Annotated in this window: 23 protein-coding genes, 1 tRNA gene and 1 pseudogene; 13 read left to right on the top strand and 12 right to left on the bottom strand. The window is 63.6% G+C overall.

Annotated elements, in window-relative coordinates; all coding sequences use genetic code 11:
* The 4 genes from NKH30_RS06110 to NKH30_RS06095 form a co-directional block, all read right to left on the bottom strand.
* Entirely contained in the window at positions 1–663 is a 663-nt protein-coding gene (locus NKH30_RS06110) for an aminotransferase class IV family protein (protein ID WP_352539352.1), read from the bottom strand.
* Positions 612–1,763, bottom strand: a complete 1,152-nt coding sequence (locus tag NKH30_RS06105; protein ID WP_352539351.1) for an aminodeoxychorismate synthase component I — start codon at positions 1,761–1,763, stop codon at positions 612–614. The genes NKH30_RS06110 and NKH30_RS06105 overlap by 52 nt, the downstream gene beginning before the upstream one ends.
* A gap of 157 nt (positions 1,764–1,920) precedes the next feature.
* The gene (locus tag NKH30_RS06100; protein ID WP_352994564.1) at positions 1,921–2,697 is read right to left on the bottom strand and encodes a helix-hairpin-helix domain-containing protein; all 777 of its coding nucleotides are present in this window, start codon (positions 2,695–2,697) and stop codon (positions 1,921–1,923) included.
* Positions 2,698–3,087: 390 nt separating this feature from the next.
* Complete coding sequence (locus NKH30_RS06095; protein WP_352539349.1) at positions 3,088–4,923, bottom strand: M3 family oligoendopeptidase; 1,836 nt, start codon at positions 4,921–4,923, stop codon at positions 3,088–3,090.
* Between the two features lie 152 nt (positions 4,924–5,075).
* On the opposite strand from NKH30_RS06095, the gene NKH30_RS06090 reads away from it, so the two are divergent.
* The 3 genes from NKH30_RS06090 (at position 5,076) to NKH30_RS06080 (ending at position 9,046) form a co-directional block, all read left to right on the top strand.
* Entirely contained in the window at positions 5,076–6,653 is a 1,578-nt protein-coding gene (locus tag NKH30_RS06090; protein WP_352539348.1) for a sigma-54-dependent transcriptional regulator, read from the top strand.
* Positions 6,654–7,012: 359 nt separating this feature from the next.
* On the top strand, positions 7,013–8,866 hold the full coding sequence (gene mepK, locus NKH30_RS06085; protein WP_352994560.1) for a peptidoglycan L,D-endopeptidase MepK: 1,854 nt from the start codon (positions 7,013–7,015) through the stop codon (positions 8,864–8,866).
* A 106-nt stretch (positions 8,867–8,972) separates the two neighbouring features.
* Positions 8,973–9,046, top strand: a tRNA-Gln gene (locus tag NKH30_RS06080).
* 43 nt (positions 9,047–9,089) lie between these two features.
* On the opposite strand, the gene NKH30_RS06075 is transcribed toward NKH30_RS06080, so the two are convergent.
* Positions 9,090–9,728 (bottom strand): 2-dehydro-3-deoxy-phosphogluconate aldolase, encoded by a 639-nt coding sequence (locus NKH30_RS06075; RefSeq protein ID WP_352469543.1) that lies wholly within the window; start codon positions 9,726–9,728, stop codon positions 9,090–9,092.
* Positions 9,729–9,897: 169 nt separating this feature from the next.
* Here NKH30_RS06075 and trhO point away from each other — a divergent pair, with 169 nt between their 5' ends.
* Complete coding sequence (gene trhO / locus NKH30_RS06070) at positions 9,898–10,818, top strand: oxygen-dependent tRNA uridine(34) hydroxylase TrhO (RefSeq protein WP_502908719.1); 921 nt, start codon at positions 9,898–9,900, stop codon at positions 10,816–10,818.
* 22 nt (positions 10,819–10,840) lie between these two features.
* On the opposite strand, the gene NKH30_RS06065 is transcribed toward trhO, so the two are convergent.
* Positions 10,841–11,200 carry a YybH family protein gene (locus NKH30_RS06065; RefSeq protein ID WP_352539344.1) on the bottom strand — a complete coding sequence of 120 codons (360 nt, stop codon included), beginning with the start codon at positions 11,198–11,200 and terminating at the stop codon, positions 10,841–10,843.
* Positions 11,201–11,476: 276 nt separating this feature from the next.
* Between NKH30_RS06065 and NKH30_RS06060 the strand changes: the two genes are divergently transcribed.
* The 4 genes and pseudogenes from NKH30_RS06060 to NKH30_RS06045 all read left to right on the top strand — a co-directional run.
* Positions 11,477–12,223 carry a tellurite resistance TerB family protein gene (locus NKH30_RS06060; protein WP_352488764.1) on the top strand — a complete coding sequence of 249 codons (747 nt, stop codon included), beginning with the start codon at positions 11,477–11,479 and terminating at the stop codon, positions 12,221–12,223.
* Positions 12,224–12,444: 221 nt separating this feature from the next.
* The gene (locus NKH30_RS06055; RefSeq protein ID WP_352469547.1) at positions 12,445–13,200 is read left to right on the top strand and encodes an SDR family oxidoreductase; all 756 of its coding nucleotides are present in this window, start codon (positions 12,445–12,447) and stop codon (positions 13,198–13,200) included.
* 191 nt (positions 13,201–13,391) lie between these two features.
* Entirely contained in the window at positions 13,392–13,844 is a 453-nt protein-coding gene (locus NKH30_RS06050; RefSeq protein ID WP_352448203.1) for a hypothetical protein, read from the top strand.
* A 25-nt stretch (positions 13,845–13,869) separates the two neighbouring features.
* Positions 13,870–14,177: pseudogene (locus NKH30_RS06045) on the top strand (transposase); the annotation flags it as partial.
* Here the strand turns inward: NKH30_RS06045 and NKH30_RS06040 are convergent.
* Both NKH30_RS06040 and NKH30_RS06035 read right to left on the bottom strand, forming a co-directional pair.
* Positions 14,174–14,554 (bottom strand): YciI family protein, encoded by a 381-nt coding sequence (locus tag NKH30_RS06040; RefSeq protein ID WP_352837050.1) that lies wholly within the window; start codon positions 14,552–14,554, stop codon positions 14,174–14,176. The pseudogene NKH30_RS06045 and the gene NKH30_RS06040 overlap by 4 nt on opposite strands.
* Positions 14,555–14,576: 22 nt before the next feature.
* Positions 14,577–15,761, bottom strand: coding sequence for a pyridoxal phosphate-dependent aminotransferase (locus NKH30_RS06035; RefSeq protein WP_352568120.1), 1,185 nt, complete (start codon positions 15,759–15,761; stop codon positions 14,577–14,579).
* Between the two features lie 83 nt (positions 15,762–15,844).
* Here NKH30_RS06035 and NKH30_RS06030 point away from each other — a divergent pair, with 83 nt between their 5' ends.
* The 4 genes from NKH30_RS06030 (at position 15,845) to denD (ending at position 18,876) form a co-directional block, all read left to right on the top strand.
* Positions 15,845–16,531, top strand: a complete 687-nt coding sequence (locus tag NKH30_RS06030; protein WP_352918228.1) for a GNAT family N-acetyltransferase — start codon at positions 15,845–15,847, stop codon at positions 16,529–16,531.
* 113 nt (positions 16,532–16,644) lie between these two features.
* A complete protein-coding gene (locus NKH30_RS06025) occupies positions 16,645–17,628 on the top strand; it encodes a cation diffusion facilitator family transporter (RefSeq protein WP_352767151.1) in 984 nt (327 codons plus the stop codon).
* A gap of 62 nt (positions 17,629–17,690) precedes the next feature.
* The gene (locus tag NKH30_RS06020; protein ID WP_352539338.1) at positions 17,691–17,897 is read left to right on the top strand and encodes a hypothetical protein; all 207 of its coding nucleotides are present in this window, start codon (positions 17,691–17,693) and stop codon (positions 17,895–17,897) included.
* Between the two features lies 1 nt (position 17,898).
* Entirely contained in the window at positions 17,899–18,876 is a 978-nt protein-coding gene (gene denD, locus NKH30_RS06015; protein WP_352682541.1) for a D-erythronate dehydrogenase, read from the top strand.
* Positions 18,877–18,901: 25 nt separating this feature from the next.
* Here denD and NKH30_RS06010 read toward each other — a convergent pair whose 3' ends face one another.
* The 4 genes from NKH30_RS06010 to NKH30_RS05995 form a co-directional block, all read right to left on the bottom strand.
* On the bottom strand, positions 18,902–20,041 hold the full coding sequence (locus NKH30_RS06010; protein ID WP_352994741.1) for a nickel/cobalt transporter: 1,140 nt from the start codon (positions 20,039–20,041) through the stop codon (positions 18,902–18,904).
* Positions 20,038–20,706, bottom strand: coding sequence for a DUF1007 family protein (locus NKH30_RS06005; RefSeq protein WP_352469555.1), 669 nt, complete (start codon positions 20,704–20,706; stop codon positions 20,038–20,040). Before NKH30_RS06005 ends, NKH30_RS06010 begins: the two co-directional genes overlap by 4 nt.
* A gap of 86 nt (positions 20,707–20,792) precedes the next feature.
* Entirely contained in the window at positions 20,793–21,692 is a 900-nt protein-coding gene (locus NKH30_RS06000; RefSeq protein WP_352994555.1) for a LysR family transcriptional regulator, read from the bottom strand.
* Position 21,693: 1 nt separating this feature from the next.
* The gene (locus NKH30_RS05995; protein WP_352994552.1) at positions 21,694–22,893 is read right to left on the bottom strand and encodes an amidase; all 1,200 of its coding nucleotides are present in this window, start codon (positions 22,891–22,893) and stop codon (positions 21,694–21,696) included.
* Positions 22,894–23,455: 562 nt separating this feature from the next.
* Between NKH30_RS05995 and odc2 the strand changes: the two genes are divergently transcribed.
* Positions 23,456–24,589, top strand: coding sequence for an ornithine/lysine decarboxylase (gene odc2, locus NKH30_RS05990; RefSeq protein WP_352612858.1), 1,134 nt, complete (start codon positions 23,456–23,458; stop codon positions 24,587–24,589).
* Positions 24,590–24,605: the final 16 nt, after the last annotated feature.

Here is a 24,605-nt window from a genome sequence, read left to right as displayed (position 1 = left end):
TCAGCCCAGCCGCGCCGGGATCAATCCGCGCAGCGAGTTGCCGACGAACAGCGCCTTGGCCGATTTCAGTTCGTTCCACGTGTAGACCGCTTCACCGGCGCGGCCTTGATCCAGCAGTTCGCCGCGCAGGACGCCAGGCAGCAGGCCGCAATCGAGCCGCGGCGTGGCCAGCACGCCGTCGCCGAAATCGGCAAAGACATTGGTGATCGTGCCCTCGCAGATTTCGCCGCGCTCATTGGCGAGCAGCACCTCGTCGGCGCGCCCGGCGAGATATTCGGCGCGCGCGCGCGTATAGGTTTGTCGGCGGCTGGTCTTGTGGCGCAGCAGCATATCGCTCGAATCAAGCCGCACGCGCGCCAGCTGCAGGGTCCAGACCTTGTCTGCGGCGAGCGGCTCGTAGGGCTGCACCGACACCGCCATTTCGCCCTTGCGCGACAGGACGAGGCGGGTGCGCAACGCGATCTGTTGGTGGCCGACCGCATTCATCAGCGCTTCGCCGACCCTTGTCGGATCGCAGGCGAAACCGAGTTCGCTTGCCGAGCCGTAAAGCCGCGCGAGATGGCGGTCGAAACGGAGGAAACCCGAGCCGGGTTCCCAGCGCATTGTTTCGATCAGTTCGAAATCGGCAGTGTTCCTGTCGCGAAACGGGCTTTCAGCAGACACTCCTGGTACTCCTCTTCGGCTGTCGAATCGAAGACGACGCCACCGCCGACATTGTAGACCGCCTCGCCATTGGCAAAGAGCGAGATGGTGCGGATCGCCACCGAAAAGCGCATCCGGCCCCCGGGCGCGATCCAGCCTATGGCGCCGCAATAGACATCGCGCGGGCCACTTTCCAGCTCGCGCAGGATCTCCATGGCGCGGATCTTCGGTGCGCCGGTAATCGAGCCGCAGGGGAACAGCGCGGCGAAAATCTGATGGATGGCGAGGCCGGGCAAGAGTTTCGCCCGCACGCGGCTCACCATCTGGTGGACGGTCGGGTAGCTCTCGATGCGGAAAAGCTCCGGCACATCGAGCGTGCCAACCTCGCTGATCAGTGAAATGTCATTGCGCAGGAGATCGACGATCATCCGGTTCTCGGCCTGGTTCTTCTCGTCGTTGCGCAAGAACGCTTTCAGGCGATCGTCCTCGGCTTTTGTTGCGCCGCGCGGCGCGGTGCCCTTCATCGGATGCGTCTCGATCATGCCTTCCGCGTCCACCTCGAAGAACAGTTCGGGCGAACGCGACAAGACGATCGGATCGCCGAGCGCGACCAGCGCCCCATACTTCACCGGCTGGCGTTCGGTCAGCGCGTTGAAGGCGACCAGCGGGTCGCCCGACCACTGCGCATGGACCGGAAAGGTCAGATTGCCCTGGTAGCAGTCGCCCTTGCGGATGTGGTCATGCAGCCTGGCAAAGCGTTTGGCGTAGTCGTCCGAAGACCAGGCTGCCTTGGCGTCGAAGATTGGGCCGTTGCTGGCCGGCGGATCGCCTGGCGCGACCGTCTGCTCGACCGGCGCATCGAACACGCCGAGGCAAAAAAGCGGGGCGCGGCGGCCGGCCGGCAGCAGCGGAACGAGCTTGGGTTCGAGCAGGTAACCGGCCTCGTAGGAGAAATAACCGGCCAGCCATTTGCCGCCGTCATGTGCAGCCTGCGCGGCTTCCAGCGCCGGTAAAAAATCCGCCTCGCCATGCGCTGCGATTATCTCGGCCGGCCGGTCGAAAACGAGCTGCCGCGCGGTCTCGTCGTTCCTGAAAATTGCAAAGGGCAGGGGCAGGGACATAAGGCTCGGATGCTGCGGTCACCAGCGATCGATCTATATGGGGGCTCGACCGTGCGCAATCGAGGGAACGGCGTCCAAAGACGCAAAGGCGCGGCGGGCAAAAACAAAAGCGGCGCCCGAGAGCGCCGCCTTGTTCCCGATGCCGCCTTGCGATGGATCAGGTGTTGCTGGCTTCTCCCGCGGTCGGGAAGCGGCGCGCAAATTCCTTTTCGTCGCCGGCGGCAAGCAGTTTCGCCTGCTCGATCCAGCGTTCACGTTCGATGCGGCCGTCGAAATTCAACGTCGCCTCGATCCGCTTGACATCGTCGGGTGTCCAGGCGGCGATCTGGGCATAGGTCGTGACCCCAAGCCCTTTGAGCAGCCGCTCGTTGGTGGGGCCGATGCCGATCAGGCGACGCAGGTCGTTGGCTTTGCCTGGGGCAATAGCTGTTGCCTTGCCGGTCGCGGCCTTGCTTGCCGCCGGCGCAGCCTTGCTTGCCGTCGGCGCGGCGCTCGCTTTCGATGCAGGCGGTTTCGGCGTTGCCGTTTTCGCGGCACTTGCGCGTGGCGCGGTCGCGGCCTTCGCCGTTGCAGATTTCTTCGGCGCCGGTTTGGCTGGTGCGGATGTCGAAATCAGGGTTGACGGCGCCTGCATCGCCGCCTTGGTCGCACCGGCATTGGCGGCTGGCGCCTTGGCTGTTGCCGCCTTCGCGGTTGGCGCCTGGGTGGTTTTCGCCTCGCCCAGCCGGCGTTCGAGATCGGCGCGGGCGCGGCCGCATGCATCCAACTCACCGGTCAGACGGTCGCTATCGGCCCGCAATCTGTCGCGTTCGCTGCGCCTGCGGTCTAGATCGCCGCGCAAACTGTCGAGTTCGCCACGCAGGCGTCCCCAAATGAACCAGCCAACCAACACACCTACCAGGAACGCCAGGAGCATGTAGAAAAAAGTGCCCATTGTCTTTCTCTCTCCAGTCCGATCCGTCCGCCCTGGCCTGTAGAGCCATGACCTCGGCGAAGGACCATTCGATGGTGGTTCCGCAATTTGCAGAACAGCCGGCTTCGATCGAGCTGTCGGCGACCGGTTTGCCCCTGGCCAACAACCGTTGTCGCATCCGCCGACACGCCATGGCCGGTCGGGATTTTCCGACCGGATCCATTCGTGCCCGGCTGAGCTTGAGGGCGGACGCTATCATACAGCTTACGGGAATCTAACGGAAAACTTCCATGGAAAGTTATTTAAGAACAAATAACCAAGACAAGAATAGACCATCGCCAATATGCGTTGCTGCTAAACTGTTCTGGAAAACCCGGTCATCCGGTGTTGCGCATCGTCCAGTGTTGCGCATCACTTGTCCAGTGTTTCCAGCTCGTCGATCAGTCCGCTGATCACGCCAAGCCCGATCTGCCAGAAGGCAGGGTCGGCCGCGTCGAGGCCGAACGGCGCTAGAAGCTCGGAATGATGCTTGGTGCCGCCGGCGCGCAGCATGGCAAAATATTTCTCCTGAAAGCCGCGCTCGGCGTTCTGGTAGACCGCGTAGAGCGAGTTCACCAGGCAATCGCCGAATGCGTAGGCATAGACGTAGAAAGGCGAGTGGATGAAGTGCGGGATATAGGTCCAGAAAACCTCGTACCCTTCGCGCAGCTTGATCGCCGGCCCGAGGCTTTCCGCCTGCACTTCCAACCAGAACTGGCCGAGCTTGTCGGAGGTCAGTTCGCCGCTCCTGCGCTCGGCATGCACCTTGCGCTCGAACTCGTAGAAGGCGATCTGGCGCACGACCGTGTTGATCATGTCCTCGACCTTCTGGGCGAGCATGGCCTTGCGTTCGCGCTTGTCGGTGGTCTGCTCGAGCAGCGAGCGGAAGGTCAGCATTTCGCCAAACACCGATGCGGTTTCGGCCAGCGTCAGCGGCGTCGATGCCATCAGGGCGCCCTGGCCGCCGGCCAGCACCTGGTGCACGCCGTGGCCGAGCTCGTGCGCCAGCGTCATCACGTCGCGCGGCTTGCCCATGTAGTTGAGCAGCACATAGGGATGCGCCGAAGGCACGGTCGGATGGGCGAAGGCGCCAGGCGACTTGCCGGGTCTCACCGGTGCATCGATCCAGTTGCGGTCGAAGAAAGTTCTGGCGATCTCCGCCATGTCGGGCGAAAAGCGCTGGTAGGCGGAAAGCACGGTGTTCTTGGCCTCGTCCCAGCCGATGACCGCCTGTGGGGTCTCGGGCAATGGCGCATTGCGGTCCCAGTGGTTCATCACCTCCATGCCGAGCCAGCGCGCCTTCATCGCGTAATAGCGATGCGACAGGCGTGGATAGGCGTCGCGAACCGCGGCGGCGAGCGCATCCACCACGCTGCGTTCGACGCGATTGGCGAGATGGCGGGAATCGGCAATGTCCTCGAAGCCGCGCCAGCGGTCGGAGATCTCCTTGTCCTTGGCCAGCGTGTTGGTGACCAGCGTAAAGACGCGCAAATTCTTGCGGAAGGTCGTGGCCAGCGCCTCGGACGCCCGGCGGCGCACCTCGCTGTCTGCGTCCTGGAGGCGATTGAGCGCCGGCTCCAGCGTCAGCTCCTCGCCGTCGACGTCGAAGCGCAAATCGGTCATCGTCTCGTCGAACAGGCGGTTCCAGGCCCCGCGCCCGGTGATCGATTTTTCATGGAAGAGCTGCTCTATGCGGTCTTCGAGCTGATAGGGCTTATCCTTGCGCAGATCGAGCACCCAGGGCCGGTAATGGGCGAAGGCCGGATCGGCGGCGAGTGCGGTTTCGATCGCACCATCGTCGATGAGATTCAGCTCGAGCGCGAAAAACAGCAGGTGCGCGCTGGCATCGGTCATCTTTTCCTGGATGTCGCCATAGAGCTTGGCGCGCTGCGGATCCGACGTGTTGCCGGCATAGACAAGCCCGGCATAGGAGACGATGCGGCCGATCAGCTCCTCCAGCGCTTCATAGGCCTGAAGCGCCTCGCCAAGCCTGCCGGCGCCGCCACGCCCGGCCTCGGCGGCGAGCGTGCCTTTCCAACGGCTCTCGAAGGCGATGGCATCGGCGGCGGCCTTGGCGATGTCGCGCTTCAACTCGGGCGCCTGCATGCCCGAATAGAGATCGGCTAGATTCCATTCCGGCAGGTCGCCAAGCTCCGCCACGCCCTGACCGGGCGCCGCCGCCAGCTTTCGAGCAAAAACCATGCGCATTGCCGATCCTTCCAGACACAAAAATTCGAGGAAACGAGAAGCCGGTCAAATCCTAAGGAATTCATTCACCGGGTTTTTTGAAAGCTTATTTAGAACCCTGTGCCAAGATGATCCATAGGGCGCATTCTCGGGCGGGCACGGTCGGATCAGTCATGGCAGCTTCCATACTCATAGTCGATGACGATCCCGTGCAGCGCAGGCTGCTCGAGGCGGCGGTGACGAAATTCGGCCACACCGCGATCGTCGCCGATGGCGGCGAGGCCGGTCTCGATCTCGTCGACGGACCCAATGCGCGCGACGTGTCGGTGATCATCCTCGACCTGATGATGCCGGGCCTCGATGGCATCGGCGTGCTGAAGGCGATGCGCGAGCGTGGCATCCATATTCCCGTCATCGTGCAGACCGCGCAGGGCGGCATCGAAACCGTCGTTTCGGCAATGCGTCACGGCGCCTTCGACTTCGTCGTCAAGCCGGCCTCTCCCGACAGGCTGCAGGCGTCGATCGGCAACGCCCTCAAGGTCGAAGCGCTCGAAGGCGAAGTGAAGCGCTCGTCACGGCAGCGCGGCGGCCATCTGACGTTCAAGGACATGATCACCCACAGTCCGGCGATGGATCGGGTGATCCGGCTCGGCAGCAAGGCGGCGGCGTCCAACATTCCGATCCTGATCGAAGGTGAATCCGGCGTCGGCAAGGAACTGGTGGCGCGCGCCATCCAGGGCAGCGGCGACCGCCGCTCGAAACCCTTCGTCACCGTCAATTGCGGCGCCATCCCCGACAATCTGGTCGAATCGATCCTGTTCGGGCACGAGAAGGGCTCGTTCACCGGCGCCACCGAAAAACATACCGGCAAGTTCGTCGAAGCGCACACCGGCACGCTGTTCCTTGACGAGATCGGCGACCTGCCGCTCGACGTGCAGGTCAAGCTGTTGCGCGCCGTACAGGACGGCGAGGTCGATCCGGTTGGCGGCCGCTTGACCGTCAGGGTCGACATCAGGCTGATCTCGGCAACCCATCGCAACCTGCTGCAGCAGGTCAAGGACGGCAAGTTCCGCGAGGACCTGTTCTACCGGCTGAACGTCTATCCGATCTTCGTGCCGCCATTACGCGACCGTCGCGGCGACATCCCCTATCTGGTCGAGCACTTCATGGAGAAGGTGGCGCCCGCCGATCCGCGCCACCGCCTGCGGGGCATCTCGGCTGCGGCGCTTGCCATGCTGCAGGCCTATGACTGGCCGGGCAACATAAGGCAGCTCGAAAACGCCGTCTTCCGGGCCTCGGTGCTCGCCGACGGCGACATGCTGACCGAAGAAGAATTCCCGCAGATCCGGGCGCAAGTCGAGGGCACGGTCAATCTCGATTCGGGTATCGCCTTGCCAGCTCCAGGGTGGCCAGCTTCAGGGGGGCCAACTCCAGGGTGGCCAGCTTCCGGAGTGGGTTCGGGCAGCCAGCCGCGTGATAACGTCCCGGCCGCCGTCGGCGTCGCCGCGGCCGAGCCCGATGCACCGGCCAGGCCTCGTTTCGGCACGCTGCGGGCGCTCGACGAGCGCGGCAATGTGCGTGCGCTGGCCGACGTCGAACTCGAAATGATCAAGCTCGCCATCGATCACTATAACGGCCAGATGAGCGAAGTCGCCCGCCGCCTCGGCATCGGCCGGTCGACGCTCTACCGCAAGCTCAAGGAATACGGCATCGACCCGGAAACCGGCCGCGTCGAACGGCTCGCTTCCTGAGTCACAGGGCCAAGCCGGTTCTCATCCGGACATCATTCCACGCAACTGCGCCTCGAAATGATGTGTTCGCCACAGTGTTCACGTATTAAGGCGGACGGTAACAGATCGTGTTTCGAGCTGGCGCCAAAACATGATCTAAACCAGCGGTTTACCAAGATATCCTGCGCAATATTTTTGGCGGGATATCGCCACCGTGTTACCGCATTTCGGCTTCAATAAGCGATGATTAACCATTAGGATCGATATTCGGATGCACACACCACGCATCCGTTTGGTCAAATCCGGGGACAAAACGGCAGCCTGCAAGGCCTTTTGATTTGAACAGAATCGAACGACACGAAAACGGGCGGCATTATCACATGAGCGTCTGGCCGAGATGGCTGGCAGCGGTGATTGTTGCCGTCGGGTTCCTTGCAGCGGCGGCAACCGGCGCCAGCGCCGAGACACGTTCGCTGAAGCTCTATCATCTCCACACGCATGAAAAGGCGGAGATCGTCTACAAGCGCAACGGCCGCTACGACCAGGCGGGCTTGCGAAAGATCAACATCATCCTGCGCGACTGGCGTCGCAACGAGCCGACCAAGATGGATCCGCGCCTGCTGGACCTGGTCTGGGAGGCCTATCGGGAGAGCGGCGCCACCGACTACATACAGGTCGTCTGCGGCTATCGTTCGCCGGCCACGAATTCGATGCTGCGCAGCCGCAGCAGGGGCGTCGCCGAAAAAAGCCAGCACATGCTCGGCAGGGCGATGGATTTCTATATTCCCGGCGTGCCGCTGAAGAAGCTGCGCGACGTCGGCCTCAGGATGCAGGGCGGCGGCGTCGGCTACTACCCCAGCTCCGGCTCGCCCTTCGTGCATATGGATGTCGGCAATGTGCGCCACTGGCCCGGCATCAGCCGCCAGGAACTGGCGCGCGTGTTCCCCAACGGCAAGACGCTGCATGTGCCGAGCGACGGCAAGCCGCTGCCTGGTTATCAACAGGCGCTCGCCTCCTACAAGGCCCGCAAGGGCGCCGGCGCACCGGCCATCGAGCTCGCCAGCGCAAGCGGCGGCGGCAAAAAATCCCGCGGGTTCCTGGCAGCCTTGTTCGGCGGTGGCGACGACGAGGCGGACGACAGCGCCGACGTGGCGATGGCCGAGCCGGCGCAAAAGCCCCGTAACGTGAAGCCGGCGCCGTCCGCCAAGAGCAGCAACCTGCCTGGCATTGCCATCGTCGCGCCTCAGGATGCCAAGCGCGCCGAGATTCCGGAAGTCGCCGATGCTCCGGCGCCTGCGCCTGAACCGGAGGATGACACGCCGGAGACGATCATCGCGGCATTGCCGGCGCGCAGCATTCCGCTGCCGGATTTTGCTCCGCGCCCGAAGACGGACGTCGGCGCCCAGCCGCCTGAGAACGTTCCGTTCGGCGTGGCGGATGCGGCTGGATCGACTGAACAGGCGGTGGCGACCGCGCAAGCGCCGGCAAGCGTGGCGCCGGCAAATGTTCCGTTCGGCATAGCAGACCCGTCTGCTGCGGCCGGCCCGGTGCAGGTCGCGGCAAACAACGTTCCCGTGCCGAGCTGGCGGCCCGATCATTCGCTGCCGGCCGATCTTTCGCCTGCTAGTCTTGCGCCGCAGGACAAGCAAGTGTTGCTGGCGCTGGCGAGTGCGGCCGAGCGGAGCAACACCGCCACCGACGCATTCTCGGTGTTGCCGTCGGCGCGGCCCGACAGTTCCCAGCCCGACGAGGTCAAGGCCGTTCTGGAAAGGGTCAGCGCGACCGACGAATACAAGGTCGCGTCGCTTTCCGAGCAAGCATCGGTGTTCGAGGAACCGGCGAGCGACGACGGGGCATCGAGCGACGGGGCATCGCCGCGCGAGGCCATCGTTGCCCGCCCGGCCGGCTCCGATCCGGCCGCCGTCATCGGTGCAGGCGTGAAGACCACACGCAAGGAACCCAGGGCCACCGCTCGCGACCTGAAGCCCAGCCCCAAGCCGGTGGTGGTCGCCGCCGCGCCGCAGGCCGCCCGGTGGGCGCTGCACAGCGGTGAGTATGTCGCAACCGTTTCAGATGCGACAACGGCGCCGCGCTACGCCTACGACTTCGTCCGTACGGCACCGAGAGAGGTCTATACGATAGGCTTCCAGCCGGGCAACGAGATGGCCGACGCAAACCGGTTCACCGGCAAAGCCGTCAAGTTCATGTCGGTGGCCCGCTTCAAGACCGAGTAGGCCGCGCTGGGTAAATATCGTAAAGGCTGCGCTGGCACCCCCGCGCGGCCTCCACCGCCGGCACTGGCTTCCTTCATCCAGGGATGCTAACCAGCGGTCGGCATTCTCCCGCTTCGTCTAATGGTAGGACAGCGCCCTTTGAAGGCGTGAATCGTGGTTCGAGCCCATGAGCGGGAACCAGCCCGGCGAACCAGATCGGCGGCGGCTTTTGATGCAGAAGATGCTAGCGCCCGAGCTTGCTTGCCGCGCGCGCCAAGGCTTCGATCTCGTCCCATTTGCCGGCCTTGACCAGATCGTCCGGCGCCACCCAGGAACCGCCGACGCAGATGACGTTGGGCAGGCTGAGGTAGTCGGCGGCATTCTTGCCGGTGATACCGCCGGTCGGGCAGAATTTCACGTCGGCAAGCGGCGAGGCGAAAGCCTTGAGTGAAGCGATGCCGCCCGACTGTTCGGCCGGGAAGAATTTCAGAAAGCGCAGGCCGGCTTCGCGGGCGGCCATGACCTCTCCCGGCGTGATGGCGCCGGGCAGCAACGGCACGTCGCTGTCCTTGGCTGCCGCGAGAAGCTCGCGGGTGATGCCGGGGCTGACGATGAACTTCGAACCGGCGGCCGCCGCCTCGCCGAACTGGCGGGCGTCCAGGATGGTGCCGGCGCCGACGACGGCGTCTTCAACCTCGCCCGCCACCCGGCGGATCGCCTCCAGCGCGTCGGCGGTGCGCAGCGTGATCTCGATCGCCGGCAGGCCGCCGCGGGCCAGCGCCCGGGCCAGCGGCACCGCGTCGGCGGGATTGGCGATCTTCAGCACCGGTATGACCGGCTGGCCGTTGAGGAGCGACAGGAGCTTTTCGGTCGTGCTGGGCATTCGTCGTCTCTCCTCTGTTGATCAAGTCGACCGGTTAGCAGAAGGAGGTTTTTCTGTCCACGAAACGCGGCGTGTCGCGATGTCACGCGTGGTGTTCGAAACCTTCCGCGATCAGACCGCTCCCGGCTCTGCCTTGATCCGGCTGTCGTGAGCGTCTAGTGGCTTGGTGATGACACTTCCCAGCCAAGCCTTCCGCGTTGCCGCGCTTTACCGCTTCGCCCGGCTCGACACCTTCGAGGCGCTGCGCGCGCCGCTCGCCGCCTTCTGCTACGCACGCGGCATCAAAGGCACGCTGCTGTTGGCGCGTGAGGGCATCAACGCCACGGTCGCCGGCAGTGAAACGGCAATCGCGGCGCTCATCGATCATCTCGAATCCATCGACGGTCTCGCCGGCCTCGAGATCAAATACAGCAGCGCCGCAACGATGCCGTTCCACCGCATGAAGGTGCGGTTGAAGCGCGAGATCGTCACCATGGGCGTGGAGAATATCGATCCGGCGGCAGGTGCAGGCACCTATGTCGCGCCGGCCGACTGGAATGCACTGATCTCGGATACGGGCACCATCGTCATCGACACGCGCAATGCCTACGAGGTGTCGCTCGGCACCTTCAAGGGCGCTGTCGATCCCGCCACCAACAGCTTCCGCGAATTCCCGGCCTGGGTCGAGCAGCATCGGCGCGAGCTCGACGGGCGCAAGGTCGCCATGTTCTGCACCGGCGGCATACGCTGCGAGAAGGCGACGGCCTATGTGAAGTCGCTCGGTTTGGAGGATGTGTTCCACCTCAAAGGCGGCATTCTGAAATATCTCGAGGATGTGCCCGCCGAACAGAGCCTCTGGCAAGGCGAATGCTTCGTCTTCGACGAGCGCGTTTCGGTATCGCACGGGCTGGTCGAAGGCGAGGCCGAACTCTGCCGCGCCTGCCGGCATCCGCTGGCTGCAGAAGACCGGCTGTCGCCGGAATATGCCACCGGCGTTTCATGCCCGCATTGCTTCGATGCCCGCTCGGACGAAGATCGCGCCCGCTACTCCGAGCGCCAGCGCCAGGTCGAACTGGCGCAAGCGCGGGGCGATCGTCACATCGGAAGTTAGCTTCACGTTAAGCAACTTTACGTTAAGCAACAGAGAAACGATCGATGACCCACAGCCATGTCCCGTCGTTCTGCCGGCGCGCGACCTCGGTGGTGATGGTGCCGTCAGGAAGCCGGGTCGAGGTCAGCGCCAGGTCGCCATTGACGACAGCCGGGCGCTGATCTCCGGACTGAAATTTTCGGCCGGTTGCGGTGATCTCCGCGAACAGCCCCCGGATGGCTTCGCGGCCGAACGTCAGCTGTCCGCCACCGCTGTCGATGACGGCATGCTGCTCGAAAAGCGCGGCCATGCCGTCAATGTCTCCGACCCATTGCCGTGAAATCAACAGGCGCTCCAGTTCCTGGGGGTCGCGTGCCGGCTGGCGGTCTGTCTCATCGGTCATGCCAGGCTCCTCTCAAGCGACATGCCGCGACATTAGTCGAAGTCGGGGGCGGTTTCGACACGTCCGATGTCCAGAGCGTCGCGCGTTTTTTGACGCGGATGGAGGCTGCAGCATTATAATTTCCGCGTGAAATCCCAGCAGATGTCGGTGCGAAGTCATGCGTGGCAGCGGGCAAAAGGATGCGCCGCGTCATTGTAATGTCAAACTGCGGGACCTAGGTCTTCGACGTGCAAACCTGCCCGCGCACCTTCGGCCGGGCCAATTCTGGAGGCATTGATGTTCGATCCCAAGAAGCTCCTCGACGATCTGCTCGGCTCGCAAGTTCCCGGCACCGGATCGACTGTCCGCGACAAGGCGGGGCAGGCGGTGCAGATGGCCAAGGACAATCCGCTTGCCGCCGGCGCGCTGGCCGCGGTGCTGCTCGGAACCGGCCCAGGCCGCCAGGTCACCGGTGCGGCGGTGAAGCTTGGTGGGTTGGCTGCGATCGGCGGCCTCGCCTACAAGGCCTACCAGAACTACAAGAACGGCAACGCGCCGGCCGAGACGCAAGCTGCAGGCGAACCGGAATTGCTGCCGCCGCCGGCCGATACCGCCTTCCATCCGTCGCAAGCGCCGCAGGGCGAAGACGAATTCACGCTGACGCTGGTCAGGGCGATGATCTCGGCGGCGAAGGCCGACGGTCACGTCGATGACGAAGAGCGGCAGAAGATCGCCGGCAAGCTCAGCCTCGCCGGCGTCGGCGCCGAAGCGGAGAAATTCCTGATGTCGGAACTGGAGGCGCCGCTCGATCTGGATGTGCTGATCGCCGGGGCCAAGACCGATGCGCAAAAGCTGGAACTCTACACCGCCTCGCGTCTTGCCATCGATCCGGACACGCGGGCCGAACGCGGCTATCTCGACCTGCTTGCCGGCCGTCTCGGCCTGCCGGATGCGCTGGTCGACCATGTCGAGGCGACGGTGACGGCGGCGAAGGTGCCGGCAGCGGGCAGCACGGCCAAGCCGGTCGCAGGCTCGCGCTGGTAGCTCGAAGAGGAAGCCTCGGAGCTCGGCGCCGTTGGCGTTAGCTTCTCGTTAATCCGGTGAGCGCATGATTTCAGTCAGTCGGATCGGTTTTCCTCCTCCCATGCCCGGTTCGGATCAGGGGCGGTCGCCAACGGCCGCCCTTTTTGTGAGCACAGGCTTTGGGCCGGCTTGCCATGGTTCCCGTCATTTGCGATGCCTCATCCCTTTCAGGGAGTACAGCCATGACCGACTATAAAACCGCCATCGTCACCGGCGCCGGCACGGGCATCGGCAAAAGCGTCGCCACGGCGCTGCTCAAGGCCGGCTGGAATACGGTCTTCTGCGGTCGCCGCAAGCCGGTGCTGGAGGATGCGATCGCCGCGGCCGGGCCGACGCAGGCCAAGGCATTGGCCTTCGCCTGCGACATCAGCAAGGCCGATCAGGTCGACGATCTGTTCGAGACGGTGGCTGCGGCTTTCGGGCGCGTCGACCTGCTCTTCAACAATGCCGGCACGAGCTACAAATCGACATTGATCGACGACATCCCGGTCGACGTGTGGAACGACATCGTTGGGGTCAATCTCACCGGCTCGTTCCTGTGTGCTCGCGCCGCGTTCGGCGCCATGCGCAGGCAGCAGCCGATGGGCGGCCGCATCATCAACAACGGCTCGGTATCGGCCTATGCGCCACGGCCGGGCTCGGTGCCCTATACGGCGACCAAGCACGCCATCACCGGGCTGACCAGGACGCTGGCGCTGGACGGCAGGCCCTTCGACATTGCTTGCGGCCAGATCGACATCGGCAACGCGCTGACCGACATGGCGCAGGCGATGACGGTCGGCGTGCCGCAAGCCAACGGCACCATTGCCGCCGAAGCGGTGATGGATGTCGAGCGCGTCGCCGATGCCGTCCTCCATATGGCCAGCCTGCCGCTCGACGCGAACGTGCTGTTCATGACCGTGATGGCGACGAAGATGCCGTTTGTCGGGCGAGGGTAGGCAACCGGTCCAGGTTGTATACATGTCGTTGTCCCAAAACCGCTGCGCACTTTGGGCGACATGCACTAGACTAGGCCGTAAACTCATAAATGCGGAATGACCGGGATAGGTGGAAAGCGGGCTTGGGATTTGTGGAAAGCGGTCATGGCACATGTCATGCTTGAATTGCAGTCATAGAGAATGGTTCATGCATGAATTGGGAACAGATAGCATCGGATTTCGCTTGGGACGGCTCCTGGCGAGACATCTACGTTCTGAACACGTCTGAGGCAGATTGGCAGGTCGTCTGGGACATCCTCCTCGAATGGACCCCGCCTGCTAGTTTCAGTGTCTCCGGCAAGATCGAGTCGATGCCATTGGGCGTCGAAGCGGCCCTGGAAAGCGAAACAGGCAGCTTACTGTCTTTTTACGTCGGGCCAATCCAGCTTGCATGTCACTTCTTCAGCGCTGTCGAAATTGAGTTCGACTTCGATCCAAGGCAAGTCAGCGGAAAAACCGAGGTTGAGAAGCTTGACCGCTTTATGCGATTGCTCGGTGACGCTACTGGGAAGCAGATAATTCTTACGCAGGAAAATGATCAAGAGGCTATCATCGCCCGCTACTCTCCCGATCTTGAGAGTGTGGTCTGGACGGCACTTTCATAGCCAAATGTCTGCCTCCGCAGCGGACTTGATCAAAGATTTGCCTGAAGGTGCGATGCTGCTCGCCGACAAGGGCTACGATGCCAACGCATTGCGCACTGCCATCACCGACCAGAACACTTGGGCCAATATCCCGCCCAAAGCCTATCGCAAGGCCCCGATCTGCTTCAGCCCTTCCTATACAAAGCCCGTAACCTGATCGAGCGCTTCTTCAACAAAGCCAAACAGTTCCGTCGCATCGCGACGCGCTACGACAAGCTGGCTGAGAACTTTCTTGCCGCCCTAAAACTGGTCGCAATCCGCATCTGGCCACGTAGCTATGAGTCTACGTCCTAGGGCCGGGTGACCGGAAGCGGCACGCCGGGAAGATAGAGCGAAATCGGGCGGATTTCGTAGACGGCTGTCGGATTGACGCGGCGAAGGTCGCGCGCAATGTCGATGGCGGCGTCACGGCTGGCGCAGTCGACGACATAGAGCCCCAGCAATTGTTCCTTGGTCTCGGCGAAAGGGCCGTCGATAACCATTCCGGTGCCTGGCCCGCGCAAGGTGCAGGCGTCTTGTGTCGCGCCGAGCCGGGCCGCCGGCCCAAGGGTGCCTTGCCGGTAGAGCCGATCGTTGATCTGGAGAAGATCGGTCATCAGCGCCGCATCCTGCTCAGGCGTCAGTGCCGTAATCGCTTCTTCCTCGTGATAGGCAAGAATGGCATAGAACATCTGGCTTCTCCTTTCGTCGTCCTCACTTCGCCAGGAACGCCTCGATCCGCTCCAGCGCGCGCAGGATGTTCTCCTCGGAATTGGCGTAGGACAGCCTGACATAGCCTTCGCCGAGAATGCCGAAATCGGGGCCGCCGATCAGCGCCACGCCGGCATCCTCGAGCAGCGCCGAGGCGAGCTTCTTGGCCTTCCAGCCGGTCTTGGAAACATTGGGGAAGGCATAGAAGGCGCCTTTCGGCGTAATGCAGGAAACGCCGGGCAAGGCATTCAACCCTTCGACCACGACCTTCCTGCGGCGGTCGAAGGCGCGCATCATCTTGTCGACATCGTCCTGCGGGCCGTCGATGGCGGCAATGCCGGCATACTGGCTCGGCGCGTTGACGCAGGACCAGCAATTGACCGCCAGCTTGCGCACCTTGTCGTAGAGATGCGCGCCCTTGTCGCCGTTCGGCCAGATCGACCAGCCCATGCGCCAGCCGGTCATCGCCCAGGTCTTCGACCAGCCGTTGAGCACGATCAGCCGATCACGGATTTCGGGGAAGGCGAGCAGCGAACAGTGCGTCTCGCCGTCATAGGTCATCACGTCGTAGATCTCGTCGGAGAGGATGGCGACGTCCGGGTGCGCTTCCAGGCCCTTGACCAGCTTCTCGATCTCGGCGCGGGGGGTGACGCCGCCGGTCGGGTTGGCGGGCGAGTTGAGGATCAGCAGCCTGGTCTTCGGCGTGATCAGCGCCAGTGTTTCCGCGGCCGAAAAGGCAAAGCCGTTCTCCTCGCGCATCGGCACCGGGATGGGGGCAGCACCGGTGAACTCGATCATCGAGCGGTAGATCGGAAAGCCGGGATCGGGATAGAGGATTTCGGCGCCCGGCTCGCCGAACATCAGGATCGCCGCGAACATGGTCGGCTTGCCGCCGGGCAGGATCATCACCGCTTCGGGCGAGACTTCGACGCCGGTGGTGGCCAGCGTGCGGCGTACCACCGCTTCGCGCGTCGCCAGCAGGCCGTTGGCCGGCGTATAGCCGTGATGGCCATCGCGCAGCGCCTTGATCGCGGCCTCGACGATGTGCTGCGGCGTCTTGAAGTCGGGCTGGCCGATGCCGAGATTGACAATGTCGCGGCCCTGGTGGGCAAGTGCCGTGGCACGCGCCAGCACCGCGAACGCATTTTCCTCGCCGAGGCGGTCGAAGGCCGAAATCGTGTGGAGCATTTTTCCCGTCCGTGTGGTTCTTTCAGCGAGCGTGCGTTTTTGTGAGCGTCCGCCCGCAAAAGTCAAACGGATTGGAGTTTTCGGTGTCGGAAAATCTCAAGAATTGGCAACCGCGCCCGCGGCCCGAACGCAAGGTGCTGGAGGGGCGAACTGTCAGGCTGGAGCCGCTCAACGCCGAAAAACACGGCGACGGCCTGTTCGAGGCCTCGTCGGTGGCCGATGCCGGCGGCCGCTTCGCCTGGCTGCCAGACTACCCGCCGGAGAGCCGTGCCGCCTTCCAGCCGTGGCTGGACAAGGCAGAAGCCAGCGAGGACCCGCTGTTCTTCACAGTCATCGACAAGGCCAGCGGCAAGGTCGCCGGGCGCCAGACGCTGATGCGCATCGACGCCGCCTACGGCGTCATCGAGATCGGCAACATCTATTGGGGCCCGTTGATCTCGCGAAAGCCGGCGGCGACGGAAGCGCAGTTCCTGTTCATGAAGTATGTCTTCGACGAGCTTGGCTACCGCCGCTACGAATGGAAATGCAACAATCGCAACGAGCCGTCGAAGCGCGCGGCGGAACGTTTCGGCTTCAAGTTCGAGGGCATTTTCCGTCAGCATCTTGTGGTCAAGGGCGAAAACCGCGATACCGCGTGGTATTCGATCATCGACAAGGAATGGCCTGATCTGCGCAGAGCCTATGAAGCGTGGCTCGATCCGGCCAATTTCGACAGCGATGGCCAGCAGAAGCGGCGGCTCGAGGATTTTCGCGCCGAGTTCGGCGCCTGACCATGCTCCCGAAAAGTGGTATCCGGTTTTCGGATAGGATTATGGTCAAACGAGAAGACAGAGCCTCCATCCCGAGTCTGCCGGGATAGATCAGGCTCTAGCAGGGGCTATAGATGGCGCATACCCACGACCACGCTGCGCAGGGCCACGACCACAGCCATGGCGCAGGTCATGTGCATGGCTCGACCGACAAGAAGCGCGTGCTGATCGCTGCCTGCCTGACCGCCGGCTTCATGGTCGCGGAGACGCTGGGCGCCATCTTCACCGGTTCACTGGCGCTGCTGGCGGATGCCGGCCATATGCTTGCCGATTGCGTCGCGCTCGGCCTTGCCTGGTATGCCTTTCACCTTGCGAGCCGGCCGGCGACCGTGCGCCTCACCTACGGCTTCGGCCGGGTCAAGACGCTGGTCGCCTACACCAACGGCATCGCCATCTTCGCCATCGCGCTGTGGATCGTCTACGAGGCTTGGGGCCGCTTGCAAGCGCCGGCTCCGGTGCTCGGCGGGCCGATGCTGGTCGTCGCGATCGCCGGCCTGCTGGTCAATCTCGGCTCGTTCTACGTGCTGCACGGCGGCGACCACGGCAGCCTGAATATGCGCGGCGCCATCCTGCACGTGCTCGGCGACCTGCTCGGCTCGGCAGCGGCGATCGTCGCGGCGCTGGTGATCCTGGCGACGGGCTGGACGCCCATCGATCCGATCCTGTCGATCCTGGTCTCGCTGCTGATCCTGTCCACGGCCTGGTCGCTGATGCGCGAGGCAGCCCACGTCCTGCTCGAAGGCGTGCCGGCAAGCCTCGACCGCGACCTGATCGCCAGGGACATCGAAGGCTCGATCAAGGGCGTGCGCGAGGTGCATCACATGCATGTCTGGTCGCTCGACGGCTCCAGCAACATGGCGACGTTGCATGCCTGCCTCAATGACGGCGTCGACGCGCATATGGCGGTAAGCGCGATCAAGAAGCGGCTTGCGGCGGAACATGGCATAGCCCATGCCACGGTCGAACCGGAATTCGGCCGATGTGCCGACAGCCATGAGCATGATGACGAGCACGATCACGCGCATGATGCGGCACCGCACCGCGGCCATTATCACTGACTTCGGGAGTTCTGGGCATTGGCAACGATCGACATGAACTCTCGCCACCCTGGCGCCGCGTGATGGACCGCGACACCCGCAATGCGGCGATCGGCGCCGCTTGGGTTTTGCTGCTGTTCGGCATCGCAGCCTATTATCTTCCAACAGTGATGCTGGCGGTCGGCAGGGTCTCGACGGTGCTTGCCGGTGTCGTCGCGGCGATCTTCATGGTGGCAATCTTCGTCGTGTTCTGGCTGCGTAGCCGCAGCCAGCGCAAAAAGGGAAAGTGACATGCGCATTCTGATTACCGGCGCGGCAGGCATGGTCGGCCGCAAACTCATCGCCAGGTTGGCCAAGGACGGGACGCTCGGCGGCCGCAAGATCGCCGCGCTCGATCTTCACGATATCGTGCCGCCGCAAGCGCCGGTGCTCGAAGGTGTCAGCATTACCCTCCACACCGGCGACCTTGCCGCACCGGGAGCGACCGCAAATCTGGTCGCGCCGCGCCCCGACGTGATCTTCCATCTCGCCGGCGTGGTGTCGGGTGAGGCGGAGGCCAATTTCGATCTCGGCTATCGCGTCAATCTCGACGGCACCAGGGCGCTGTTCGATGCCATCCGCTTGGCCGCCTATACGCCACGCGTCGTCTTCACCTCGTCGATCGCCGTGTTCGGCGCACCGTTTCCCGACATCATTCCGGACGAGTTCCACCCGACGCCGCTGACCTCCTACGGCACGCAGAAGCTGATCGGCGAGGCGCTGCTTGCCGACTATACGCGCCGCGGTTTCTTCGACGGCATCGGTATCAGGCTGCCGACCATCTGCGTCAGGCCGGGAAAGCCGAACAAGGCGGCCTCAGGGTTCTTCTCCGGTATCATCCGCGAGCCGCTGAGCGGCCATGAAGCGATCCTGCCGGTGCCGCGCTCGGTCATACACACACACGCCAGCCCGCGTTCGGCGGTGAATTTCCTGATCCATGCGGCTCAGATCGACGGTACCGCCGTCGGCCCACGCCGCAACCTGACGATGCCGGGCGTCGCCGTCAGCGTTGGCGAACAGATCGAAGCGCTGGAACGGGTCGCCGGCGCCAAGGCGGTGAAACTGATCCGCGAGGAGCCCGACGAGACGATCTGGGCGATCGTCAAGGGCTGGCCGACGCGCTTCGAGGCGCGGCGCTCGAGGGAGCTTGGCTTTGCCGCCGAAACGAGCTTCGACGAGATCATCCGCGTCCATATCGAAGACGAGTTGGGGGGCAATATCCCTAGTTAAAGCGCCCCGATCGGACGCAACGAGCTCAGGCGCCAGTCAGGCTGGCCGAAAGCAGCAGCAGGCCGAACAGGAAGACGAAGGCGGCGCCGCCGATCTCGACGAAGGAATGGATGCGGTTGCCCATGCGGCCGTCGCCGGCGAAATACACCGCCCAGTTCTTCGCGGTCACCGCAAGAGTCGCCAGAGCCGAGACGGTGATTGCGGTGCCGAGGGCCATGGCCAGCACCGACAGGATGCCGCCGAACCATAGCCCGTTCAGCAGGGCGAAGCTCAGCACGATCAGCGCGCCGGAACAGGGGCGGATACCGACGGCAGCGACCGCCGACCAGGCCGTGCGCCAATCGAAGCGATCGCCAGAAAGCAGCGCCGGGTCGGGGGCATGCGAGTGCCCGCAGGTCTCGCAGACCTCGCCCGCCGCATGGCTGTGGTGATCGTGCGCAGCATGGGCGTGGTCGTGGGCGCCGTGGTCATGATGGTCATGCGCATGATCGTGGTGGTCATGCGCATCAAGCGCGTGGGAATGTGCCGCATGGGCATGCGCGGAATGTGAATGGCCGGCATGGGCAGCCGAGAGGCTGTAGCCCGGATTTGCGCCGAACAGGCGAAGGATGGCCGGGCCGGCCTTGCGCCACAGCAGCCAGGCGCCGAACAGAGTGACGAAGACATAGCTCATGATTTCAAGGAACCATGCGGCGTCTGTCATCGAGACGGCAGTGCCGCGCAGCAAGAAATAGGCGACCAGCATCACCACGATCGCCGTCAGCGCCTGCAGCAGGGCCGAGACGAAGGACAGCATGATGCCGCGCCGGAGCGCCACTTCATTGGCCACCATGTAGGAAGAGATCACCGCCTTGCCGTGACCGGGGCCGGCGGCGTGGAAAATGCCATAGGCAAAGGACAGGCCGATGAGCAGCCACAACTTGCTGCCGTCCTGGCGCATCGCCTTCATCGCGCCGGCAAGCGCATGATAGAATTCCTGCTGGCGCAGATTGATCCACATCAGGATGTGGGCGAACGGGCCGGTGGCGGTTGGAGCCATGCCGTCATTGGTGCCGATGCCGAGTGAACTCTGGGCGTGGGCGGAGCCGAGAAAGTGCGTCATCACAAAGGCGGCGGCCAGAAGACCGAATGCCAAACGCAGGGACGGTTTGGTCACTGGATCTATCCTTCCGGCTGACAGGTCAGTTCAAGCTTGGTGGCAAAGATCTTGCTCATGTCGGTGCCTGTCGGATCGTTGAAGAAGGCCTCGGTCAGGGTCTTCTGGTTCTGGGCGATCGCCTCGTCCGGGTTCGGGCGGACAACCTTGCTGGTGCAGGTCGGCGGCAACCCATCGACCTGCAGATTGGCATCCTCGGTGAAATCGATCGCGGTGTAGAAGGTCGGGTCGTAGACGCCGATATCTATCTTGCCGCTCAGTTTGATCGGCACCTTCGGTTCAGATTCAAACAGGATGATCAACTGGTCATTGTCGAAATTGGCCATCAAATGCGGCGGCGGGGTCATTGCCACGTCCTTGCCATCGACGGTGACGAGCTGGAAATAGTTGAATTCGGCAAGCGAGGCATGGACGGTGTCGGCGACATCCTTCAGCTCCTTGTCGTCGAGTTTCAGGTCGGAATTCTTGTCGAACTCCATCATCACCGTGCTCGAAAACAAATCGTCGAAGCGCCAGACATGGCGCAATGCCTTCACAGTTTGGTGATCCGGGCCGAGGACCACTTCGAGGCGGGCTTCGGCGAAGACGTGGGGATGCACCTCAGCCGGTCCGACGGCGGCAAACGTCGCGGTCAAGGCCGAAGCCAGCATGATTGCTTGCCGTTTCAGGTGCATTCTCGGTCGCGATTCAATCAGCTTCGGTGAATTGCCGACAGTTACCAGAAAGCGGGCGAAAATGGGACCGCAACGCGGCTGAAAGCTCATGCGTTGTCCAGCGTCTTGAACCACTGCACCAGGAAGTCGACGAAAACGCGAACTTTTGCAGGCAGATAGCGCCGGTGCGGATAGACGGCAAAAATGCCGCCGCCGGGCAGAATGCGGTCATCCAGCGCAGTCAGCAGCTTGCCGCTTTCGATGTCGGGCGCGGCGATGAAATCCGGCAGGACGGAAAATCCCAATCCAGCCACGGCAGCGGCCCTTGCCGCCATCGGGCTGTTGACCTCGATCGGGCCGGAAACCGAAACGCTCACCGTATCGCCGCTGTCGCCTTTGAACGGCCAGTTGGTGAGCCAGCGCCCATTGGTGTCGATGATGCAAGGCACGCGGGCAAGGTCTTGCGGCCTGACCGGCATGCCGTGCCTGGCGATCAGTTCAGGAGACGCGCAAAGCCGTACCGAAAATGGCGCCAGGCGCCTGGCGATCAACGAGGAATTTTCCAGCCGCGAAATGCGCACTGCCAGATCGAAACCCTCTTCGACCAGATCGACGAAGCGGTCGTCGAGATGAATGTCGAGCACGATGTCGGGATGCTGCTTGGCGAAGTCGATCAGCGATTGGCCGATCGGCGCGTCGGCAAAGGTGCGCGGCGCCGACAGCTTGATCCTGCCGCGCACGTCGCCGGAGGATTCGCGCACCGTATCGGCAAGGCTGTCGACCTCGCGCACGATCTCCGAGGCGCGCCGGTAATAGGTGTGGCCGGCCTCGGTCAGGGAAAACTGCCTGGTGGTGCGGTTGAGCAGCAGCGCGCCGAGCTCGTCCTCCAGCTCGCGCACATATTTTGACAATAGCGCCTTCGAGCGGCCGATCTTGCGCGCCGCCGCCGAAAATCCTTCGGCCTCGACCACGTCGATGAAGGCGCGCATGCGGGTCAGCGTATCCATGTTATGCGCCTCCTTGGTGGGCCGAAAGGATGCGGGCGGCCAGCGCAATCAACTGCCGGTCGCTGTTCTTCGGACCGAGCAGCGAAAGGCCGAACGGCGCCCCGCCGGTCTTGCCGAGCGGCAGCGTGATTTGCGGAAAGCCGGACAGGCCGGAAAGGCAGAGCAGTCTCAGCGCCCGCTCGCGATAGGTCTGCAAATCGTCGAATGACGCGGCCTTGAGCGGCGCGGCACCCGGAGCGGTCGGCAGCACAAGAACGCCGTCGTCGCCAAGCAGGCCGGCCAGTTCGAGGCGAATCGAAACGCGACGTTCCGTTTCACGTTGCGCGGTTGCCGCGTCGATTGTCGCGCCGTGCTCGAAACGCTCCTTGACACCGGGTCCCAGCATGCGGTCGCCGCCGGCGATCCAGGCGCCGTGACTTTGCCAGGCTTCATAGCCTTGCAGCTTGCGGAAGCACCAATAGAGATCGTCGGTCGAATGCGACAGCGGCCCGACGCTGCGCAGTGCGCCCAGCACCGAAGCGACACTGCGGAGCATGGCGCGATATTCGTCGGCCTCGTGCGGGCCGAGCACGAGGCCGTCCAGCGCAGCGAGAGCGACGGGGCGTCTCAGTTCGTGGGAATGCGGATCGTCGCCGAGCAGCGCCGTGCCGACCTTTTCGTAGATGACGATGTCGCTTGCGAACCAGCCGAACGTGTCCAGCGAAGGCGCCAGCGGCATGGCGCCGTCGAGCGGGATGCGGCCATGCGTCGTCCTGAGGCCGATCAGGCCGCAGAAGCTTGCCGGCGCTCGGATCGAGCCGCCGGTGTCCGATCCGGTTGCAATGTCGGCCAGCCCGCCGGCGACTGCCGCGGCAGAACCGGAGGACGAGCCGCCGGTGACGCGGTCGGGTGCTGCCGGGTTGATGGGCGACGGGAAATGCGCGTTCAGCCCGAGCAGGGAAAATGCGAGTTCGTCGGTCTGCGTCTTGCCGACGAAGCGGGCGCCCGAATCAAGCAGCGCCTGGACGGCCGGCGCGGTCGCCATGGCCGGTGAAGCGTCCCGGTACTTCTGCGGGTTGCCGCAGCCGGTGCGGTAGCCGGCGACGTCGAAGATGTCCTTGACGGCCAGCCGCAGGCCGGCAAGCGGGCCGGATTGCGCATTGGTAACAGGGACTTGATCAAGGTCGAGAAAAGCGTTCAGCGGGCCGCGAGTGCCTGTCATGCGTTCGATATCCGGATGTGCTTGCCGCAGCATTGTTCTTCTGGTGCCGCAGCATTGTTCGATGCCACAAATTTTACAACCTGCCATACGATTTTTATTGATTGTGAAATCTTTCGATCTTATATCGCGCTTGCCCAAAGTCGCACGTGCCTGTGGGTGTCCGCCGATCCTCGAATGGTGAGGGCAATCGGTAAGGTAACTGGAGCCAACCCCTCCAGTCGGTTTAGCGGCCAACCGCCAACCGAGGACACCTTGAAGCAACGACGGTGCGGGCCTTTCTGGTGTTCTGCCGGTCGTCCAAAGACCGGGGTTACTGAAGAGGCACACCTTCATTGCCGGCAGTGCGGACGGGTCTCCCATCCAAGCCAAGGCAGACAAAGCGAACCGAGGCCGGGCAAGGCCAAGGTTCACCGCCGCGAGACGGCGCTTCATGGTTCCGGGGTCTCCACCGGCTGGTTCCATGGATTTGACGTCCCGCCTTTGTCCACCGCGTGTTCGCGAGGCCGAGAGCCCGCGTCCGCAAGCCTTTGTGCGCGCCGCAAGGCGCTGATGGAGAGACCCGATGGCTACCCAGCGCATCCTTGACTTTCTCGCCACCCGACGTCCGAACGGCCCGTGCCTCGTCGTCGACCTCGATGTCGTGCGCGACAATTTCCGTGCTTTCGAGAAGGCGCTTCCCGATTCCAAGATCTACTATGCGGTGAAAGCAAATCCGGCGCCGGAAATCCTGCGCCTGCTTGCTGCGATGGGCTCGTCCTTCGACACCGCTTCCGTTGCCGAAGTCGAGATGGCGATGGACGCCGGTGCGCCGGCGGACCGCATCTCCTTCGGCAACACCATCAAGAAGGAGCGCGACATCCAGCGCGCCTACCAGCTCGGCATCAAGCTGTTTGCGGTGGACTGCGTCGAGGAGGTCGAGAAGATCGCCCGCGTCGCTCCCGGCGCCCGCGTGTTCTGCCGCGTCCTGACCGACGGCGAGGGCGCCGAATGGCCGCTGTCGCGCAAGTTCGGCTGTGTGCCGGCGATGGCGGTCGACGTGCTGCGCCATGCCAGGGCGCTCGGTCTCGATGCTTATGGCGTGTCGTTCCATGTCGGCTCGCAGCAGACCGACCTGACCGCCTGGGACCGCGCGCTGGCCGACGCCAAGAAGGTGTTCGCGACGCTGGCCGACGAAGGCATCGTGCTGAAGATGGTCAATATGGGCGGCGGCTTCCCGACCCGCTATCTCAGGGATGTGCCGGTGGCGCAGGCCTACGGCCAGGCGATCTTCTCGGCGCTCAGGAAGCATTTCGGCAACGCGATCCCCGAGACGATCATCGAGCCGGGCCGCGGCATGGTCGGCAATGCCGGCGTCATCAAGTCGGAGGTCGTGCTGATCTCGAAGAAGGCCGATAACGACAATGTGCGCTGGGTGTTCCTCGACATCGGCAAGTTCGGCGGTCTCGCCGAGACGATGGACGAGGCGATCCGCTACCCGATCGTCACCGCGCATGACGGCAGCGAGACCGCGCCTTGCGTGCTCGCCGGCCCGACCTGCGATTCGGCCGACGTGATGTACGAAAAGACGCCGTACCCGCTGCCCTTGTCGCTGACCATCGGCGACGAGGTGCTGATCGAGGGCACCGGCGCCTATACGACGACCTATGCATCGGTCGCCTTCAACGGCTTCGAGCCTCTCCGATCCTACGTGATCTGACGGTTCGAAAGAACCG

Origin of the sequence: Mesorhizobium sp. M1273, from assembly GCF_040318195.1 — a bacterium.
In the GTDB taxonomy this organism is placed as follows: domain Bacteria; phylum Pseudomonadota; class Alphaproteobacteria; order Rhizobiales; family Rhizobiaceae; genus Mesorhizobium.
This window is presented reverse-complemented; position numbering and strand designations above follow the sequence as displayed.

Bases quoted from the DNA above. Each gene is read 5' to 3' on its own strand.
- NKH30_RS06105 (WP_352539351.1), bottom strand. From the start codon at position 1,763: ATGTCCCTGCCCCTGCCCTTTGCAATTTTCAGGAACGACGAGACCGCG.
- NKH30_RS06100 (WP_352994564.1), bottom strand. From the start codon at position 2,697: ATGGGCACTTTTTTCTACATGCTCCTGGCGTTCCTGGTAGGTGTGTTG.
- NKH30_RS06095 (WP_352539349.1), bottom strand. From the start codon at position 4,923: ATGCGCATGGTTTTTGCTCGAAAGCTGGCGGCGGCGCCCGGTCAGGGC.
- NKH30_RS06090 (WP_352539348.1), top strand. From the start codon at position 5,076: ATGGCAGCTTCCATACTCATAGTCGATGACGATCCCGTGCAGCGCAGG.
- mepK (WP_352994560.1), top strand. From the start codon at position 7,013: ATGAGCGTCTGGCCGAGATGGCTGGCAGCGGTGATTGTTGCCGTCGGG.
- NKH30_RS06075 (WP_352469543.1), bottom strand. From the start codon at position 9,728: ATGCCCAGCACGACCGAAAAGCTCCTGTCGCTCCTCAACGGCCAGCCG.
- trhO (WP_502908719.1), top strand. From the start codon at position 9,898: ATGACACTTCCCAGCCAAGCCTTCCGCGTTGCCGCGCTTTACCGCTTC.
- NKH30_RS06065 (WP_352539344.1), bottom strand. From the start codon at position 11,200: ATGACCGATGAGACAGACCGCCAGCCGGCACGCGACCCCCAGGAACTG.
- NKH30_RS06060 (WP_352488764.1), top strand. From the start codon at position 11,477: ATGTTCGATCCCAAGAAGCTCCTCGACGATCTGCTCGGCTCGCAAGTT.
- NKH30_RS06055 (WP_352469547.1), top strand. From the start codon at position 12,445: ATGACCGACTATAAAACCGCCATCGTCACCGGCGCCGGCACGGGCATC.
- NKH30_RS06050 (WP_352448203.1), top strand. From the start codon at position 13,392: ATGAATTGGGAACAGATAGCATCGGATTTCGCTTGGGACGGCTCCTGG.
- NKH30_RS06040 (WP_352837050.1), bottom strand. From the start codon at position 14,554: ATGTTCTATGCCATTCTTGCCTATCACGAGGAAGAAGCGATTACGGCA.
- NKH30_RS06035 (WP_352568120.1), bottom strand. From the start codon at position 15,761: ATGCTCCACACGATTTCGGCCTTCGACCGCCTCGGCGAGGAAAATGCG.
- NKH30_RS06025 (WP_352767151.1), top strand. From the start codon at position 16,645: ATGGCGCATACCCACGACCACGCTGCGCAGGGCCACGACCACAGCCAT.
- NKH30_RS06020 (WP_352539338.1), top strand. From the start codon at position 17,691: ATGGACCGCGACACCCGCAATGCGGCGATCGGCGCCGCTTGGGTTTTG.
- denD (WP_352682541.1), top strand. From the start codon at position 17,899: ATGCGCATTCTGATTACCGGCGCGGCAGGCATGGTCGGCCGCAAACTC.
- NKH30_RS06005 (WP_352469555.1), bottom strand. From the start codon at position 20,706: ATGCACCTGAAACGGCAAGCAATCATGCTGGCTTCGGCCTTGACCGCG.
- NKH30_RS06000 (WP_352994555.1), bottom strand. From the start codon at position 21,692: ATGGATACGCTGACCCGCATGCGCGCCTTCATCGACGTGGTCGAGGCC.
- NKH30_RS05995 (WP_352994552.1), bottom strand. From the start codon at position 22,893: ATGACAGGCACTCGCGGCCCGCTGAACGCTTTTCTCGACCTTGATCAA.
- odc2 (WP_352612858.1), top strand. From the start codon at position 23,456: ATGGCTACCCAGCGCATCCTTGACTTTCTCGCCACCCGACGTCCGAAC.